The 16052-nt window shown below is 44.7% G+C and carries 10 protein-coding genes and 7 tRNA genes; 13 read left to right on the plus strand and 4 right to left on the minus strand.

Annotation, left to right across the window (positions count from 1 at the left end):
- Window positions 1–67 precede the first annotated feature (67 nt).
- Window positions 68–1801 (minus strand): AAA family ATPase, encoded by a 1734-nt coding sequence (locus tag KO537_RS18845; protein ID WP_105253105.1) that lies wholly within the window; start codon window positions 1799–1801, stop codon window positions 68–70.
- 221 nt (window positions 1802–2022) lie between these two features.
- On the opposite strand from KO537_RS18845, the gene KO537_RS18850 reads away from it, so the two are divergent.
- The 11 genes from KO537_RS18850 to KO537_RS18900 all read left to right on the plus strand — a co-directional run bounded on the left by KO537_RS18850 (window position 2023) and on the right by KO537_RS18900 (window position 9661).
- Window positions 2023–2113: transfer RNA gene (locus tag KO537_RS18850), tRNA-Ser, on the plus strand.
- A 580-nt stretch (window positions 2114–2693) separates the two neighbouring features.
- Window positions 2694–4691, plus strand: coding sequence for a methyl-accepting chemotaxis protein (locus KO537_RS18855; RefSeq protein WP_219235322.1), 1998 nt, complete (start codon window positions 2694–2696; stop codon window positions 4689–4691).
- Window positions 4692–4869: 178 nt separating this feature from the next.
- Window positions 4870–4960, plus strand: a tRNA-Ser gene (locus KO537_RS18860).
- 190 nt (window positions 4961–5150) lie between these two features.
- Window positions 5151–5241, plus strand: a tRNA-Ser gene (locus KO537_RS18865).
- A 478-nt stretch (window positions 5242–5719) separates the two neighbouring features.
- Window positions 5720–6364, plus strand: coding sequence for a UvrY/SirA/GacA family response regulator transcription factor (gene uvrY / locus KO537_RS18870; protein ID WP_006082070.1), 645 nt, complete (start codon window positions 5720–5722; stop codon window positions 6362–6364).
- 103 nt (window positions 6365–6467) lie between these two features.
- Window positions 6468–8297, plus strand: a complete 1830-nt coding sequence (gene uvrC / locus KO537_RS18875; RefSeq protein WP_219235324.1) for an excinuclease ABC subunit UvrC — start codon at window positions 6468–6470, stop codon at window positions 8295–8297.
- A gap of 47 nt (window positions 8298–8344) precedes the next feature.
- Complete coding sequence (gene pgsA / locus KO537_RS18880) at window positions 8345–8893, plus strand: CDP-diacylglycerol--glycerol-3-phosphate 3-phosphatidyltransferase (RefSeq protein ID WP_028759642.1); 549 nt, start codon at window positions 8345–8347, stop codon at window positions 8891–8893.
- 214 nt (window positions 8894–9107) lie between these two features.
- Window positions 9108–9183, plus strand: a tRNA-Gly gene (locus KO537_RS18885).
- Between the two features lie 44 nt (window positions 9184–9227).
- Window positions 9228–9301 (plus strand) — tRNA-Cys (locus KO537_RS18890).
- 49 nt (window positions 9302–9350) lie between these two features.
- Window positions 9351–9437 (plus strand) — tRNA-Leu (locus tag KO537_RS18895).
- A gap of 137 nt (window positions 9438–9574) precedes the next feature.
- A tRNA-Leu gene (locus KO537_RS18900) sits at window positions 9575–9661 on the plus strand.
- A gap of 468 nt (window positions 9662–10129) precedes the next feature.
- Here KO537_RS18900 and KO537_RS18905 read toward each other — a convergent pair.
- Window positions 10130–11719 carry a glucan biosynthesis protein G gene (locus KO537_RS18905; protein ID WP_173244287.1) on the minus strand — a complete coding sequence of 530 codons (1590 nt, stop codon included), beginning with the start codon at window positions 11717–11719 and terminating at the stop codon, window positions 10130–10132.
- A gap of 446 nt (window positions 11720–12165) precedes the next feature.
- Window positions 12166–12879 (minus strand): dipeptidase PepE, encoded by a 714-nt coding sequence (gene pepE / locus KO537_RS18910; protein ID WP_219235326.1) that lies wholly within the window; start codon window positions 12877–12879, stop codon window positions 12166–12168.
- Window positions 12880–13314: 435 nt separating this feature from the next.
- On the opposite strand from pepE, the gene htpX reads away from it, so the two are divergent.
- Window positions 13315–14178: a protease HtpX gene (htpX, locus tag KO537_RS18915; protein WP_006082065.1), complete on the plus strand. Its 864-nt coding sequence runs from the start codon at window positions 13315–13317 to the stop codon at window positions 14176–14178.
- 117 nt (window positions 14179–14295) lie between these two features.
- On the opposite strand, the gene KO537_RS18920 is transcribed toward htpX, so the two are convergent.
- Entirely contained in the window at window positions 14296–15231 is a 936-nt protein-coding gene (locus KO537_RS18920) for a LysR family transcriptional regulator ArgP (protein WP_219235328.1), read from the minus strand.
- A gap of 125 nt (window positions 15232–15356) precedes the next feature.
- Here KO537_RS18920 and KO537_RS18925 point away from each other — a divergent pair, with 125 nt between their 5' ends.
- Complete coding sequence (locus KO537_RS18925) at window positions 15357–15974, plus strand: LysE/ArgO family amino acid transporter (protein WP_113940882.1); 618 nt, start codon at window positions 15357–15359, stop codon at window positions 15972–15974.
- Window positions 15975–16052: the final 78 nt, after the last annotated feature.

Below are 16052 nucleotides of genomic sequence, written 5' to 3' on the forward strand. Positions count from 1 at the left end.
CTACTCCAGCAATAAGAGCCGCCAAGATTAGCGAACACGTGTAAGCTAAACAACTCCGATCAGCTAATTAGCGGCGAAAAAATCCCAATTTTGCGAGTAATCTCGTGATTATGCCGATTTCCTCCTCGCCATTTCCTGCGAGCTTGTCTAATCGTTCCTGCACAAGGCCGTATAATGAATCATGTGGAAAATCATTATCTTCATCGGCTACACCCGCAGGCATTTGCATTAATAGCTCAACAGCTTGGTCCATATGCTCGATTGCATAGAGGTGAAATAAGCCTTTGCCTACAGCTGTAATCACTTTGGGATTGAGGTTAAGCTGTAACACGTTCGACTTGGGCATAATAACGCCTTGTTCTCCCGTGAGACCACGACGTTCACACAGATTAAAAAAGCCTTCAATTTTCTCGTTGATGCCACCAATCGCTTGCACATTACCAAATTGATCCAATGCACCAGTTATTGCCAGTGACTGAATAATGGGTTGTTCGGCAATCGCTGACATCAAACAGCAGTATTCGGCGAGTGATGCACTATCACCATCAATTTCTTGATAGGATTGCTCGAAAACGATATTGGCATTTAGGTGTAATGGTGCATCTCGCCCAAAGATACGGTACAAGCAGGCAGAAAGGATCATCATTCCTTTGGCATGTATATTGCCACCAAGTTCAGATTTTCTTTCGATATCGGCGACTTCACCATCACCATAGTGAACAGATGCCGTGATCCGCGCAGGCTCACCATAACTGTAATCGATGGCATCAATGACAGTTAAGCCATTGATCTGACCTACCATAGCACCCGAAGTTGGCAGATTTATGAAGTTGTCATCGAAGCTTTGACCTGAATACTCTTCCGAGCTGTTATGACGATAGTTGGCTTGGGCTAACGCGAGCTCAATACTGCTCGCATTGATACTCGGTTTACCACAATAGGCTTTAGCTTGCACCATCAGTTGGGCAAACTCGAGCATAGACAAACTGAGGCGGCGCTGATGTTCGGTTAACCGTGCACTATAACGAAAAAGTGGCGCTAGGCTTGATTGTTCTAGAGTGACCTCGACACTTTGTGCAACCGCTTGCAACCATGCGACGTATTGTGACTCTGTATAACGGACCAAGTCGATTTCGCTAGCGAGTTCTGCTAGTAGGGTAAAGTGACGTTGAAATTGCCAATCTTCAGTTCTGACTTGGCTATAAATCATTCCTGCACCGATAAGGACAATTTTACAATTGAGCGGGATAGGACTTAAGTTATTGCTAATCTGATACGCTTTATGGGTGAGGATTTGCATCACTAATTCCCATAAACCTTCACGTTTCCACAGTGACTCGGCGCAAATAAATACATAATGACATTCGGCCAGAGCACCAGCTTGATATTGACTTGTTGTTCCTGTTTGTGCCATACGGCCAATGAGGTCTACACGGCGAATATTACCACTGAGGTAGCGATAGCGAGTCGTTTTTTCGGCAATACTGATCTGATTTTCTAGTGGTTTCTCTGATTGCCACTGAAATGTTGCCGCTTTGTCAGTCGGGCGTGTTGCCACTAAATAAGCTGGAGATAACGGCGCTAGGCTATCAATACAGGCTTGGATCATTAATTGGCGGTCAATGCTCGGGAAATCAGCCAGATACAAGTGCTGATCGACAATAGCTTGGTGGAGTTTAAACGCATCCACAGCACGCTCTTGTCCTAAGAGTAATGCGCTTAGATTGTCAGCCGTTTCGGGAAGGGTTGGCAGGCTAAATTCAGGTGCGAGTGAAGACGTGGGTATCAAGAGTGAATTCATATAAGCATTTACCGTGAAAAGTTGCAGTGATTTTACCATACCAAGACGACAAGTCTCTCACTGTATAGGTGTTTTTACCTCTGTTTACTCGATTATTCCTTGAAACTGGGCATGTATTTGTTGTAAAAAACATCGGGGTGAACATAAGTTGAGCATTTGACTCGATATTTAAAAATTGAGGTTTACAAGTTAGCGGTATACTTATATTATTTTCGGCGTTCGGAGGGGTGGCAGAGTGGTTTAATGCACCGGTCTTGAAAACCGGCGTGGGTTTATAGCCCACCCAGGGTTCAAATCCCTGCTCCTCCGCCATATTTAGTCAAAAAGCCGCTAAGCAATTAGCGGCTTTTTGCATTTATACAGTTTGAACCCTTGGGTTCCTGATTTGAAGCGCAGCTCCTGCGCCATATTTACGAGAAAGGCAATCAGTAATGATGGCCTTTTTTGTTTGTGTAATTTGAACCAAGGTTCCTCATTCTAAGTTCAGCTCCTCCGCCATATTTAGCCAAAAAGCCGCTAAGCAATTAGCGGCTTTTTGCATTTATACAGTTTGAACCTTTGGGTTCCTAATTTGAAGCGCAGCTCCTCTGCCATATTCACGAGAAAGGCCATCAGTAATGATGGCTTTTTTGTTTGTGCAATTTGAACCCTTGGGTTCCTGATTTGAAGCGGAGCTCCTCCGCCATATTCACGAGAAAGGCCATCAGTAATGATGGCCTTTTTTATCCGCGCTTCTCATTTATGGTCTACACTAAGTTTGTGGCCAAGTTAATGGTTTTTATGGCCTTTAAAATTTGCACTAGGATGGTGCGACGTATGATTCTCGACAGTCTTGGAGCATACGGCCGAACAATTCTCCCATCAGGGTGACTTATTTTAAGTAGAGAAAGCTATGTTGTTACCTACACGTATTTCGCAGCGGCTCACAATGGGCAGCGTAGTGCTGCTTCTACTGACTGGGCTCGCGGTTTTTGGTGTGATGTCACTTCGAGGGCAGCCTCGAGTGGTGGCGGCGAGTCAAGAGTTAATTGAGCAAACGGGGAGCAGTATCGTAAGGCAACTCGCACTTAAGTTGGCAAGCATTGAGGGGATTACTTTAAGCCTTGCACACCTCGCCGAAGTGTTGCCCCACGAGCAAGCTCTTTATCTTAGCTCCTTACCTAATTTGATTGATAACAATGGCGATCTCACTATCGCTGGGGGCGGGATCTGGCCTGAGCCAGATAAATTCGTCGCTGGGAGTGTCCGCCACAGTTTTTTCTGGGCCCGTGGTAGCGATAATCTACTGGCTTATTCGGATGACTATAATGCGCCATCTGGCCCTGGGTATCATAATGATCCTTGGTATACGGGCGCGCGGACTAGCTCAGTATCTCAATGTTTATGGTCAGAGGCTTATCAAGATCCAGTCACAAAGGTGGCTATGGTGACATGCAGTGTGCCATATCGTCTCTCGGGGACATTTGCAGGGGTCGCAACGATAGATTTAAAACTTGATGATTTAGCTAAATTTTTAACAGAACATGGCAATGTGACTGACGGTTATGCTTTTGCTTTAGACCAAGCAGGTAATATCTTACATTTTCCTGAAACGAATAAGTCCGACACTTTGTTACGTTTTACGGATCTCGTCGGGCAGTTACCTTGGCTTGCCCCCGTTGAAACTGCACTTAAGCAAACCTCAATCAACAAAGTGGTGTCTGTAAGCTTAAATAAGGATGGAAGACTTAATCAGGCGAGTGAGGTGAGTCTTTTTGTGATGCCTGATACCGGATGGGTGATTGGCCTTGTGACGCCTAAAACGCGAGTCACAGGGCTTGCCCGTGAGCTAACATTTGATATTTTATTGTTTTTATTACCATTACTCGCCATTTTACTTTCTCTGGCTTGGTTATCGGGTAAAAAACTGTTGGCGCAACTTGAGGAAACCACAGATCAAATTGCTTCCCTTGGGAGCGGTAGTTTGGGGGCGAATGTTGAACTGCAAATTCAGCGGGATGATGAGATTGGTGCTTTGCGCCGAGCCGTAAACACCTATGCAGGGACGTTAAGGGCAATGTTAGATCTGATCACTCAAGAAGCGAAGAAAATTCAATTTGAGGCAACGCAATTAAGCGGACTTAGCCGTAAGTTAGCTCAGCGCGCAGAGCAACAGCGGCTGGAGAGTGCACAATTAGCCGCTGCGATAACGCAAATGTCTTCAAGCGCTATGGAAGTCGCGAATAATACCAATGACTGTGCTGCAACTGCGCAATCGTCTTTGATTGTAGTGCGAGAAGGGCAAACCCGTGTTGCAGCCAGCAATACTTCCATCGAGGCATTATCAGGAGAAATTGCCAACGCAACTAAGGTGATATCCCAATTGGCCCAAGACAGCCAAAAGGTGGGCGCTGTATTAGATGTGATTAAGGCGATTTCTGAGCAGACTAATTTGCTCGCTCTTAATGCGGCAATTGAGGCGGCTAGAGCGGGCGATCAGGGCCGCGGTTTTGCAGTCGTTGCTGATGAAGTTCGAACCCTTGCGGGGCGTACTCAAGATTCGGCCAACGAAATTAGTACCATGATTAACGCTTTGCAATCGGCTTCGCGGCTCGCTGTGCAAGCAATGCAAGCAGGGGAGTCCCGCACTGTCCATGCGGTTGCGGAGGCTGAGGGCGCTGCCAATTCTCTATCGAGTACCGTACAAAGTTTCGATGATATTTCACAGCGTGCTCAACAAATCGCGTTAGCTGCTCAGCAGCAAAGCCAAGTCACTCAAGAAATTAATGAGTTGGCGGTGCGAATAAATAGCATCAGTGAAGATAACTCCCTCGATGCAACGGCGCTTGATGTGTTAAGCCTTGAGATGCAGAAACTATCTGACCGTTTAATCAATATCAATCGAGCTTAGTCTTAATATAGTGTGAAGTGTGCCACCTTAAAATGGCGCTTCAACTGATAAGGGATTCAAAGATAAGTTGAATAACGCGATATTTTTAAGCGGATTGGATGTAGATTGACCATGTAGATTGCTTCTTTAAATTAAGGGTTTACAGCAGAGTAGTTGATAGCTATTATCTCGCTCGTTCGGAGGGGTGGCAGAGTGGTTTAATGCACCGGTCTTGAAAACCGGCGTGGGTTTATAGCCCACCCAGGGTTCAAATCCCTGCTCCTCCGCCATATTCACGGAAAAGGCCATCATTACTGATGGCCTTTTTTGTTTGTGCAATTTTCATTTCAGTTTTCTCATCCTAAGCCCTTTGTTGTTCACTGCTTTCGATTTAAGTGAATATGAAATAGTCAATCAACACTATTAACCATAAATTTGAGTTTACAGTGGCGACAGAGATAGCTATTATCTCGCTCGTTCGGAGGGGTGGCAGAGTGGTTTAATGCACCGGTCTTGAAAACCGGCGTGGGTTTATAGCCCACCCAGGGTTCAAATCCCTGCTCCTCCGCCATATTTTACAAAAAAGGCCATGTTTATTCATGGCCTTTTTTGTGTGTGAAATTTGAACTAGGGTTCTCCATTCTAAGCGCAGCTCCTACGCCTTTTTGCATTTAAGCTATTTAAAAACCTTAGGTTCCTGATTCTAAGCGTATCTCTTCTGCTATTTTCACGTGAAAGGCTATCAGTAATGGTGGCCTTTTGTTTTTCTTGAACTGAAAAATTGCCTATATTTTCTGGATACTTTGATATCGATTTAACAGGGATTTTAGGCTGGTCATTCTGGGGTTATTGCTTCGTTTTTAAACGCTTTTTATTGGTATGCTATTCTGGAATCCTTCCTTTAAATATCATCTAGTTAACAATGTTGAATTTATGCTTTGCGAAATGGGGTTGTTGGGCTAAATTAGCCCTATGAACTCGTTATCCGTTTGCCATGTTGCTTTTTCTAACACACGGATCGAGCTGTAAATTGTAAAAGGTGGGTTAAGTTGATTTCGATATATTTGGTTGACGATCATGAGCTTGTGAGAACTGGGATCCGCCGCATCTTGGAAGATGAACGTGGGATCAAAGTCGTGGGCGAAGCCCCTGATGGTGAGACTGCGGTGCAGTGGGCTCGCCAAAATGAAGCGGATGTGATCTTAATGGATATGAATATGCCTGGGATGGGCGGATTGGAAGCCACTCGAAAAATTTTACGATATCAACCCCATGCAAAAATTATTGTATTAACTGTACACACGGAAGATCCGTTCCCAAGTAAGGTGATGCAGGCTGGCGCTTCGGGCTATTTAACAAAAGGAGCGACGCCACCAGAAGTATTGCAAGCGATACGTCAGGTCTCTCGCGGACAACGCTATTTGTCCCCAGAAATTGCCCAACAGATGGCGCTGAGTCAGTTTAATCCTGCCGATGAAAACCCGTTTAAGTCTTTGTCCGAGCGTGAGTTACAGATCATGTTGATGATCACCAATGGCGAGAAGGTTAACGATATTTCTGAGCAACTGAACTTAAGTCCTAAAACCGTTAACAGTTACCGTTATCGTTTATTTGCTAAGCTGGGGATCAGTGGTGATGTCGAACTAACGCGGTTAGCTATTCGCTATAAGATGTTGGATGCTGGCCATTTTTAATGGAAAGTGGATTGCGTTGGTCGATGACTTTAATCTAGCGAGTTCTTGGGTTATATGTTCCTATGTTGTTTGTGTTAAGTCTCCAAAACTGTGGGTGTGAATGATGTCTAATGAATTTAACGCCCAAAGTTTCTTACGTACTGTTTCATCCTCCGCTGGGGTTTATCGCATGTATGACGTCAAGAATGACGTCATTTATGTGGGTAAAGCCAAAGATCTTAAAAAACGGCTCAGCTCGTATTTTCGTAAAAACCTCGGTAATGTTAAGACCCAAGCCTTAGTTTCACATATTCACCATATTGATGTGACGCTGACCCACAGTGAAACAGATGCTCTGTTGCTTGAGAATGATTACATCAAGCAATACATGCCAAAATACAATGTGTTATTGCGTGATGACAAATCTTATCCTTACATCTTATTAAGCCAGCACGAACACCCAAGGCTCGCCTATCATCGCGGTCCGCAGCGGGAAAAAGGCCACTATTTTGGTCCTTATCCCAATGGCGGCGCCGTGCGTGAAAGCCTGCATTTGATGCAGAAGCTGTTTCCTATTCGTCAATGTGACGATCTTTACTACAAATCGCGCTCACGCCCCTGTTTGCAATATCAACTGTCTCGCTGTAGCGCGCCCTGCGTGGGCAAAGTCAGTAACGCTGATTATGATGAGCAAGTGAAATTAGCCAGCCTGTTTTTAAAGGGGAAAGATCAGCAAGTGATCAGCGCCTTGGTTGATAAAATGGAACTTGCGGCCGAGCAGCAGGCCTATGAACAGGCTGCACGATTTCGCGATCAGATCATGGCGCTGCGTAAAGTTGCCGAGCAACAGGAAGTCTCTAATAATAAAGGCGATATGGATGTTATTGGGGTGCATTATGCGTCAGGCATCGCCTGTTTCCACCTGCTATTTATCCGCGAAGGTAAAATTTTTGGCAGTCGTAGTTATTATCCTTCAGTGCCAGCCCAAACTGATATGGATGAGGTGCTACGCTCCTTTATCCTACAGTTTTATTTAAATGCAGATATTCAACGCACTATTCCAAAAGAAGTGGTGATTAGCCATAGTTTTGAAGAATTACATGAACTTGAAGCGGCGATTTCAGAGGCGCTAGATAAAAAGTTTTCGATTAAGACCAATGTTCGCGCCGACAGGGCGAGCTTCTTACGTTTAGCCGTGACTAATGCGACGAATGCAGTGGTTACGCGCCTATCCCATAAGAACACCGTCGAACAGCGTTTTGTGTTACTCGAAGAAATCTTAGAGTTGAGTGGGCCTATCCAGCGGATGGAATGTTTCGATATCAGTCATACCATGGGAGAGAGCACCGTTGCCTCCTGTGTGGTGTTTAATCGTGAAGGGCCGCATAAAGGCGAATATCGTCGTTATAATATTGACGGTATTACACCGGGTGATGATTATGCGGCGATGAAGCAAGCGGTAAGTCGCCGTTTCGATAAGATTGAGGCAGGCGGTAAAATCCCTGACATTCTGTTTATCGATGGTGGACTCGGGCAGTTGCGTATTGCCCAAAAGATAGTGGATGAAAAGTTTGTTCATTTGGATAAAGCGCCGCAGCTTATTGGGGTGGCGAAAGGTGAGGGCCGTAAACCTGGGCTTGAAACCTTGATCTTAGGGGATACCGAAACCAGCTTTTCCCTCGAAGGGGATTCGCCAGCACTGCACCTTATCCAACATATTCGTGATGAATCCCATCGATTTGCAATCACTGGCCACCGTAACCGTCGCCAGAAAACCCGTAATACTTCAACACTGGAATCTATCCCTGGTATTGGTCCTAAACGTCGTAAAGCTTTGTTACAGCATTTAGGAGGCTTACAGGAAGTGAAAGGGGCAAGTGTGGCGGAATTAGTCAAAGTACCAGGGATCAGCATAGAAATGGCACAAACCATTCATGATGCATTGCGAGGGTGATAAAATTAAGGCAAGATTGGCGCTGCTTTTGACTAACTGGTTTGATCATGCCGTTTAACTTACCTATAGCATTAACTCTTTTCAGGCTTTTTTTACTGCCCATTTTTGTGGTGCTGTTTTATTTACCCTATGACTGGACCCCTTTTGTTGCCGCATTTACCTTTTGGCTTGCGGCGTTAACGGATGCATTAGATGGTTATGCTGCCCGTAAATTGAAACAATTAACTCGTTTTGGCGCTTTTCTTGACCCAGTCGCTGATAAGTTGATGGTGATTACAGCTTTAGTTTTGTTGGTCGATCAATACGCGAATATCTGGCTGACGTTGCCCGCCCTGTTTATGATAGGTCGCGAGATTGTCATTTCAGCGTTGAGGGAATGGATGGCTGAAATTGGTAAACGTGGTACTGTCGCCGTGTCTTGGATTGGTAAATATAAGACGGCTGCGCAAATGGTGGCAATTATTGGGCTGATTTGGCAATACAATCCTTTAATGACGAATGCCGCATTTGTACTGTTATATATCGCCGCTGTATTAACGTTTTGGTCAATGATGAGTTACATTTTAGCCGCTTGGAAAGATCTTACCGCTGAATAGTGCAATAAAAAATCAAAGAGATTATTTAGTGTGCAAGCAGTAAGTTATCGATAAAACAGCGGTTGACACTGGGTGGTAAATCGGTAGAATGCCACCCCGTAGACAAGAGGCAATGTGCAAACAAAGTCTTAACGATACCCAATATTGATGTTTGATATTAGCTAGGTAATAAAGTGAAATGCTTTGTTTATCTGAGTGAATAGTAAAACAAGATGCGACATTAGCTCAGTTGGTAGAGCGATACCTTGCCAAGGTATAGGTCATCGGTTCGAACCCGATATGTCGCTCCAATATTTTTAAAGTCTAATTCTACTCAACATGAGTTAGCAACTATGGCGCGATGGCAGAATGGCTATGCTGCGGATTGCAAATCCGTCGATCTCGGTTCGACTCCGGGTCGCGCCTCCATAGATTAAAATATTAATGACACGATTCCCGTCGTTAATATCAAGAGTTTGCCCGAGTGGTGGAATCGGTAGACACAAGGGATTTAAAATCCCTCGCTGGTAACAGCGTGCCAGTTCAAGTCTGGCCTCGGGTACCATTATTTTGGTCGTGATGGTAAAAATAAAGTCCGAATCTTCAATAGGCTTTGTTAAATAGATTTATTAGTGTTAAGCGTTAATGATGTAGAGTTAATAATATTTTTGACATGATTCCCGTCATTAATATTCAGCGTTTGCCCGAGTGGTGGAATCGGTAGACACAAGGGATTTAAAATCCCTCGCTGGTAACAGCGTGCCAGTTCAAGTCTGGCCTCGGGTACCAAAAAAGAAAAAGCCTCGATATTTATATCGAGGCTTTTTTGCATTTAGATTTCTACTTTTAGTCAGCATTCTTCGTGAGGGGTTTAAGGTCAAACTTGACTGACGCACTTAACGTACTGCTTACTTTAGTTCGCAGAGGTCTTTGCTGCTACGCACATCAGGAAAGGCTAATAACCCTAAAATCACACAATAGTGCTATGTTTTAAGCTGATAGTGTCATTTTGAAGTAAGCCAGTAGTTATGCTGGCAGAGAAGTCGAGCGATAAGGTATGGGATTATGTTTGCTGAAAAGCAGGTCGTGAGTTTTTAGCCTTGGCTTGTTCTATTTATGCTAGAGATAAAACCTATAAATAGTAAGCCTATAAATAAAACCCTAGGTATAAAAAAGCGCCAGTAAATACTGGCGCTTTTTATTCACTTTACTCGGGCAGTTTATGCTTGTTAGACAGTGATACTCGTGAATATCAGCTTATTGCCAATCATCGCTATTCCAGCGGTACAGCCAAGTCGCTGCAAGTGGTTTATCATCTTTCTTAAGCTGTATTCTCAGTTCGGCTACATTGGTACTTTCTGGTTCGAAGCTGATAAATACTCGAGCGCCATTGATGTCTGGGTGGGCGACAATCCGAGACGACAGGATTTTACCTTTGCTGATGCTGGCATCGATGCTAATTTTATCAATATCTTGCGGCTTGATGTTACTGAAATCGATAAGTAATTCTTTGCCTTTTGCTAACACTTGCCCCTTAGTGCTGCGGACAACACGTGCTTTTGACGCCGTAGAAGGGCTGTCGTTTGAGGCCGTTATGCGATAGGAGTATTTATAGGGCTGATCCTTTTTCAGTCCACCTTGCGGCTCCCAATAGGCAACTATGTTGTCGTTGGTTTCAGCATTAGAGGGAATTTCAAGCAACACCAGTTGGCCTTTGCCCCAATCATTGAGGGGTTCAATCCATGCTGAAGGTCGAAGTTGATAGTTTGCACTCAGATCTTGATAGTCTTCAAATTTACGATGGCGCTGTATAAGACCAAATCCCTTTATATCTTCATCGCCAAAAGCACTGATCTGGAGTTTGTTAGGATTATTTAATGGGCGCCATAGGCGTTCGCCATTACCGCGATCGATTTGTAGGCCGTCGGAGTTATGTACTTGTGGGCGGTAATCGGGTTTATCTGAGTTATCGAGTCCGCCAAAGAGGAACATAGAGGTCAGCGGTGCAAGACCCACATGCTGGATATCTTTGCGTGGGAATAAAGTTACATCCACTTCGACACGTGATGGTGCACCGGGATAAATACCAAAACGATAGGCGCCAGTGACACTTTGGCTATCTAGCAGAGCATGAACCACAATTGCCGTCTGATATTTAGATGGGCGCTCGACCCAGAAACGCTTAAACAGGGGATATTCTTCACCTTTTGGCTGAGCGACATCAATCGCTAAACCACGATTAGACAAGCCATAGGTTTGCCCTTTAGAAAGTACGCGAAAATAGCTCGCACCTTGAAACATGATGAATTCATCTTTTATTTCATCATCATTTATAGGGTAATGTAAACGCACACCCGCGTATTGGCCCACTTGAGTGATGAGTTTTTCAATGGTGTCGTTAGGGACATCGAACGAAGCTTCTGTTAGCTCAATTGGAATAGCTTTGCTGTTTTCGACCACGTCGATATCGACAAGGTTTTTATAGAGAAAGCCTGGAGCAAAAAGTTGTACCGAAAATTTGGTCGGTGTTCCGCCCCAAATCGCGGCATTTTCTTGGTAATTGATTTTGCCATAGGTCGCGAAATCGAGATCAACCAGTTCTTTAGGTGCTTTTTTCGCTTCTTTAAATGGCTTTTGCGACAGTTGTTGAGCGAGTTCAATGACTGTGTCTTGGGAGAATTTTTTAGATTTCTTCTCTGGTGCAGGCGTTGGTGTTGTCTCTGCCGCTGCGGCATTGACGTTGCTTATGCCGACGACATAGACGATGGCGGTCAAGATGACAAAAGGTAGTTTTTTGAGTAATGCCGGATAACCGGTAGGGTAATTCATCATAAGATTCATTCGCAAAATGGAAACTCCTTACTAAAATGACGCTGATTCATAGGCACAATATATGCTTCAGTCTATCTAATCCCTAAATATTAATAACTTGTCTGCTATAAAATCCTCAGTCGTGGGATTCGAGTAGCTGAGGTGAGGGATAATTTTACCTGCGTAGCTAGATATTTGTAACATAAATTATGCTTGGCGCTATTTTAGGTGCCGTTCTCAATACTTTGCAGTGTGATTTTACGATAAGTAATCGCAATTGGTACTGCAGTAAAAACTGTCTTGGCTGAGCTAACACTGTTCTCATTGAATTCAGTGGCGTTTTTACACAAAATTGGCGCAGTTGAATCGAGAGTGTTAATTAAAAACTTACAATATCAAATGGTTAATCTTAATTATTGCTAATGAGTGATTCAGGCTCACGGTGTTAACTGTGAGCCCATTTAGATATGCTAACGTGGATATTAGGACTTGAGTAAGTGCGATAGGTCACTGCCCACAGGAATTAGGATCTCTTGCTGCTCACCACAGAATAAATACGCAGGTTTGTCACCTAAGAGTGATAGTGTGTCTCCTTGTCGCCACAAAGCTGAGCCTTCAACTATGCCGATCACTGGGGTTAATGGGTCGACTTTAGTGAATTCTAATAACCGTTGGGCACGGGTTTCACCATTGTGGCCCGGTGCTTGGTAATTGGAATAGTGTGGATTGAGCTGGAACGGCACTAAGTTTAATGCGTTGAACGAAGGCGGTTCGATGATCGGCATATCATTAGTGGTGCGAATACTCAGTCCCGATACGTTTGAACCCGCGCTCCAGCCGATATAAGGTTTACCAAGGGCGACTTGCTCACGAATAAGCGCGACCAGATCATAATGATATAGTTGGTGTAACAGGTGAAAGGTGTTACCCCCACCGATTAAAATTCCATCGGCATCTTTTATTGCTTGTTTAGGGTCTGGATGCTGATGAATACCACTGATATCGAGTTCAAGCTCAGCTAGCCCAGTCACGACAGACGCTAAATAAGTGTCATAACTCATGCTAACCCCTGCATAGGGGATAAAAATCCATTTTTGTGCGTTGGCGGTGAGCGGTTTAATAAAAGGGATCGCGTGGGCAAGATAAGGCGTATCACCGACACGAGAGCTGCTCAGTAGTAGGGCGTTGATTGTCATTTTGTATCCTGAAATCTCGGAGTGTATTGGTATGTTAACAAAGATTAATTCCGATAAACATAGAGAGTTAAAGCAGAATTACGCTCTAGCACGGCTAGCGGCGGTGTTTTTCAAGATAGTGATCCCCACCAAGATGGAGCGTTCGGGGCATTCTACTTCTGTGTGGCATCAATGCAAAAGTCAGTGATTGATGCGCCTTGAATTAAAGCTCTCAGAACGCGATGAAACTCGTATCTTGAGGTTGCTTGGGCATAAGTTTAAGTTTCGATTAATATACTGTCCCTAGACTCTCGGCCATGAAAGGCAGTGTCTATATACGAGAAAGATAACCTATTTTAAAAACTCTTTTCTTTTACCACTTGAATTTCGATGATTTGGACATATTATGTCTTTGAACAAAGTTAAATGGCCTATTCTTGCCCTAAAGGAGCTGAAATGAAGCGTATATTTCTATTGATTGCGACTAACCTAGCTGTGTTGCTAGTAGCCTCAATTGTAATGTCTATTCTAGGCGTGAACACGTCTACTATGGGTGGACTGCTGGTGTTCGCTGCCATTTTTGGATTCGGTGGGGCCTTTATCAGCTTAGCCATTTCAAAATGGATGGCGAAAAAGACCATGGGTTGTGAAGTCATCACCACCCCACGTGACAGTACCGAACGTTGGTTAGTGGAGACGGTTGCCCGTCAAGCTAAGCAAGCGGGGATTAAAATGCCAGAAGTGGCGATTTATCAATCGCCTGACATGAATGCGTTCGCTACTGGTCCAAGTAAAGACAATTCATTAGTGGCTGTCAGTACGGGTCTGTTATATGGCATGAGCCAAGATGAAATTGAAGGCGTATTAGCCCACGAAGTGAGCCACGTTGCTAACGGTGACATGGTGACCTTGACACTGATCCAAGGTGTGGTTAACACATTCGTGATCTTCGCGGCCCGCGTGGTTGCTGGTATTATCAACAACTTCGTGTCGAGTAATGATGAAGAAGGCGAAGGTTTAGGTATGTTCGCTTACATGGCTGTTGTTTTCGTACTGGATATGCTATTCGGTATCTTGGCTTCAATTATCGTCGCTTACTTCTCACGTATTCGTGAGTACAAAGCCGATGAAGGTGCGGCACGTTTAGCGGGTAAAGGTAAGATGATTGCTGCGCTTGAGCGTTTACGCCAAGGCCCTGAAAGTACGGCAATGCCTGCACAAATGTCAGCCTTCGGTATTAACGGCAAACGTTCAATGGCAGAAATGATGATGAGTCATCCTCCATTAGAGAAACGTATTGCTGCGTTAAGAGCGAGCTAATAAAAGAGTGAGTTAACTCTTAACTCTTAAATGTCAAATCTGAGTGCTTAAGACTCACTTGATATTAGATTTAAGACTTTTAACATCGGGCTCAAACTTTGGTTTGAGCCCGATTTTTTATGCCTGCAGCAAATTATGCTGCGCGGTTGCCGCAAGGGCACGGTAAACCAGTGTCGTTTGTTTTGCTTTGATATTCCAATGCTGCCAAAACAGCGGTACGCGCATGCGCCGTTCTGGGGTGATCTCAATCAGTATCCCTTTATCGATTAATGGTTTAGCTTGTAAATGCCCAACGAGCCCATAACCTAAACTCAAGTTAATCGCTTCTAAAAAGCTCTCGGAAGAGGGGATAGTATGTTGCCACCATTGCCCTGGGGTCATATTGAAATACTGGGCGAGAAACTTCTCATGCAACTTATCTTTGGTGGAGAACACTACTGCTGGCGCCTTTGCTAACTGAACTTGGTTGATGGCGTTGAATGACGAGGTGTCACTAAATGATGGAGTATCGCTCAGATCGCTAAAATAGCGTGCGGCAAATTCGGGCGTGGCCACACACAAATATTCCATCGTGCCTAAAAATTCACTGCTGCAACCCGCCATCGGCACTTCTGTTGTGGTGACACATCCGACCGCTTCACCATTTTTCAATAGATGATGGGTGTAGGACTCATCATCGACAATTAATTCCAATAACCAAGCGTGGCGACTGAACATGCCTGCTAGCGCAGGTAAAAACCACGTGGCCAAACTGTCGGCATTTACAGCGATGCGCACTGTGGTTGGATGGTTGGGATCGTCGGCGTCCATCTCAGCTCTTAATTCACTTTCGAGTAATTGTACCTGTGAATAGTGACGCAGCAGACGCTTACCTGTGGGCGTTGCGACCACAGGATTGGAGCGAATAAGCAGTGACTGACCGACTTTTTCTTCAAGTTGTCGAATGCGCTGTGATACAGCCGACTGGGTGATGTGCAGCACTTTGGCGGCGCGGTCGAAGCCACCTTCCGAGACCACAACGGCGAGCGCTTTGAGATTCGCGTATTCCAGCATAGTCATCCTCAAATGAGTGTGTTTGGACGGTTATTAATTTTACTTATGATACATAAAAAACATTAGTTATATTAATTTTGTTGTTTTGACTATGCTAGCGCCTTCTTTGAATATGAGAGGTGGTTATGCAAGCGGCATTTATACAGGGTATGGGGATTGGTGGGAGTTTGATTATTGCTGTGGGCGCACAAAATGCCTTTGTGCTCAAGCAAGGCATTAAGCGCTCGTACACATTACCGATAGCCTTGCTCTGCTCTATCATTGATGCGCTGATGATCACTGCGGGTGTCGCGGGGCTAGGACATATTATTGAGTCGTTTCCCACTATTAAGCATGTGGCGAGTTTCGGTGGCGCCGCGTTTCTACTTTGGTATGGTGCGAATGCGCTAAAGGCGTCGTTTGTGGCTAAGGGCATTGAGATGGATCAGGCCGATAATGCGGACACATTTAAGAAAGCCGTACTGACGACGCTTGGGATCAGTTTGCTTAATCCGCATTTGTATCTTGATACTGTGGTGTTGCTCGGCAGCATTAGCACTCAATTTGATGATTTCGATCGGCCTTGGTTTGGCGCGGGTGCTGTACTGGCATCATTTATTTGGTTTTTTGGCTTAAGTTTTGGTGCGCGTTTGTTAGCGCCCATTTTTACTCGCCCAGCGGCATGGCGTTACCTCGACCGTTTTATTTGGTTAACCATGTGGAGCATTGCCGCTGCGATTATTTGGCCCTATGTGGCAGGATAACCGGTGTTGGGATGCCATAGAATACGGGCATAGCTGAATACTTTTGCGGATTTTTTGCTCGGTTTGACTGCATCTTGT

The organism is Shewanella sp. NKUCC01_JLK (genome assembly GCF_019345615.1).
GTDB lineage: Bacteria > Pseudomonadota > Gammaproteobacteria > Enterobacterales > Shewanellaceae > Shewanella > Shewanella oncorhynchi.

Coding starts and splice junctions, on each gene's coding strand:
- KO537_RS18845 (WP_105253105.1), bottom strand. CDS start 1,801: ATGAATTCACTCTTGATACCCACGTCTTCACTCGCACCTGAATTTAGC.
- KO537_RS18855 (WP_219235322.1), top strand. CDS start 2,694: ATGTTGTTACCTACACGTATTTCGCAGCGGCTCACAATGGGCAGCGTA.
- uvrC (WP_219235324.1), top strand. CDS start 6,468: ATGTCTAATGAATTTAACGCCCAAAGTTTCTTACGTACTGTTTCATCC.
- pgsA (WP_028759642.1), top strand. CDS start 8,345: ATGCCGTTTAACTTACCTATAGCATTAACTCTTTTCAGGCTTTTTTTA.
- pepE (WP_219235326.1), bottom strand. CDS start 12,879: ATGACAATCAACGCCCTACTACTGAGCAGCTCTCGTGTCGGTGATACG.
- htpX (WP_006082065.1), top strand. CDS start 13,315: ATGAAGCGTATATTTCTATTGATTGCGACTAACCTAGCTGTGTTGCTA.
- KO537_RS18920 (WP_219235328.1), bottom strand. CDS start 15,231: ATGCTGGAATACGCGAATCTCAAAGCGCTCGCCGTTGTGGTCTCGGAA.
- KO537_RS18925 (WP_113940882.1), top strand. CDS start 15,357: ATGCAAGCGGCATTTATACAGGGTATGGGGATTGGTGGGAGTTTGATT.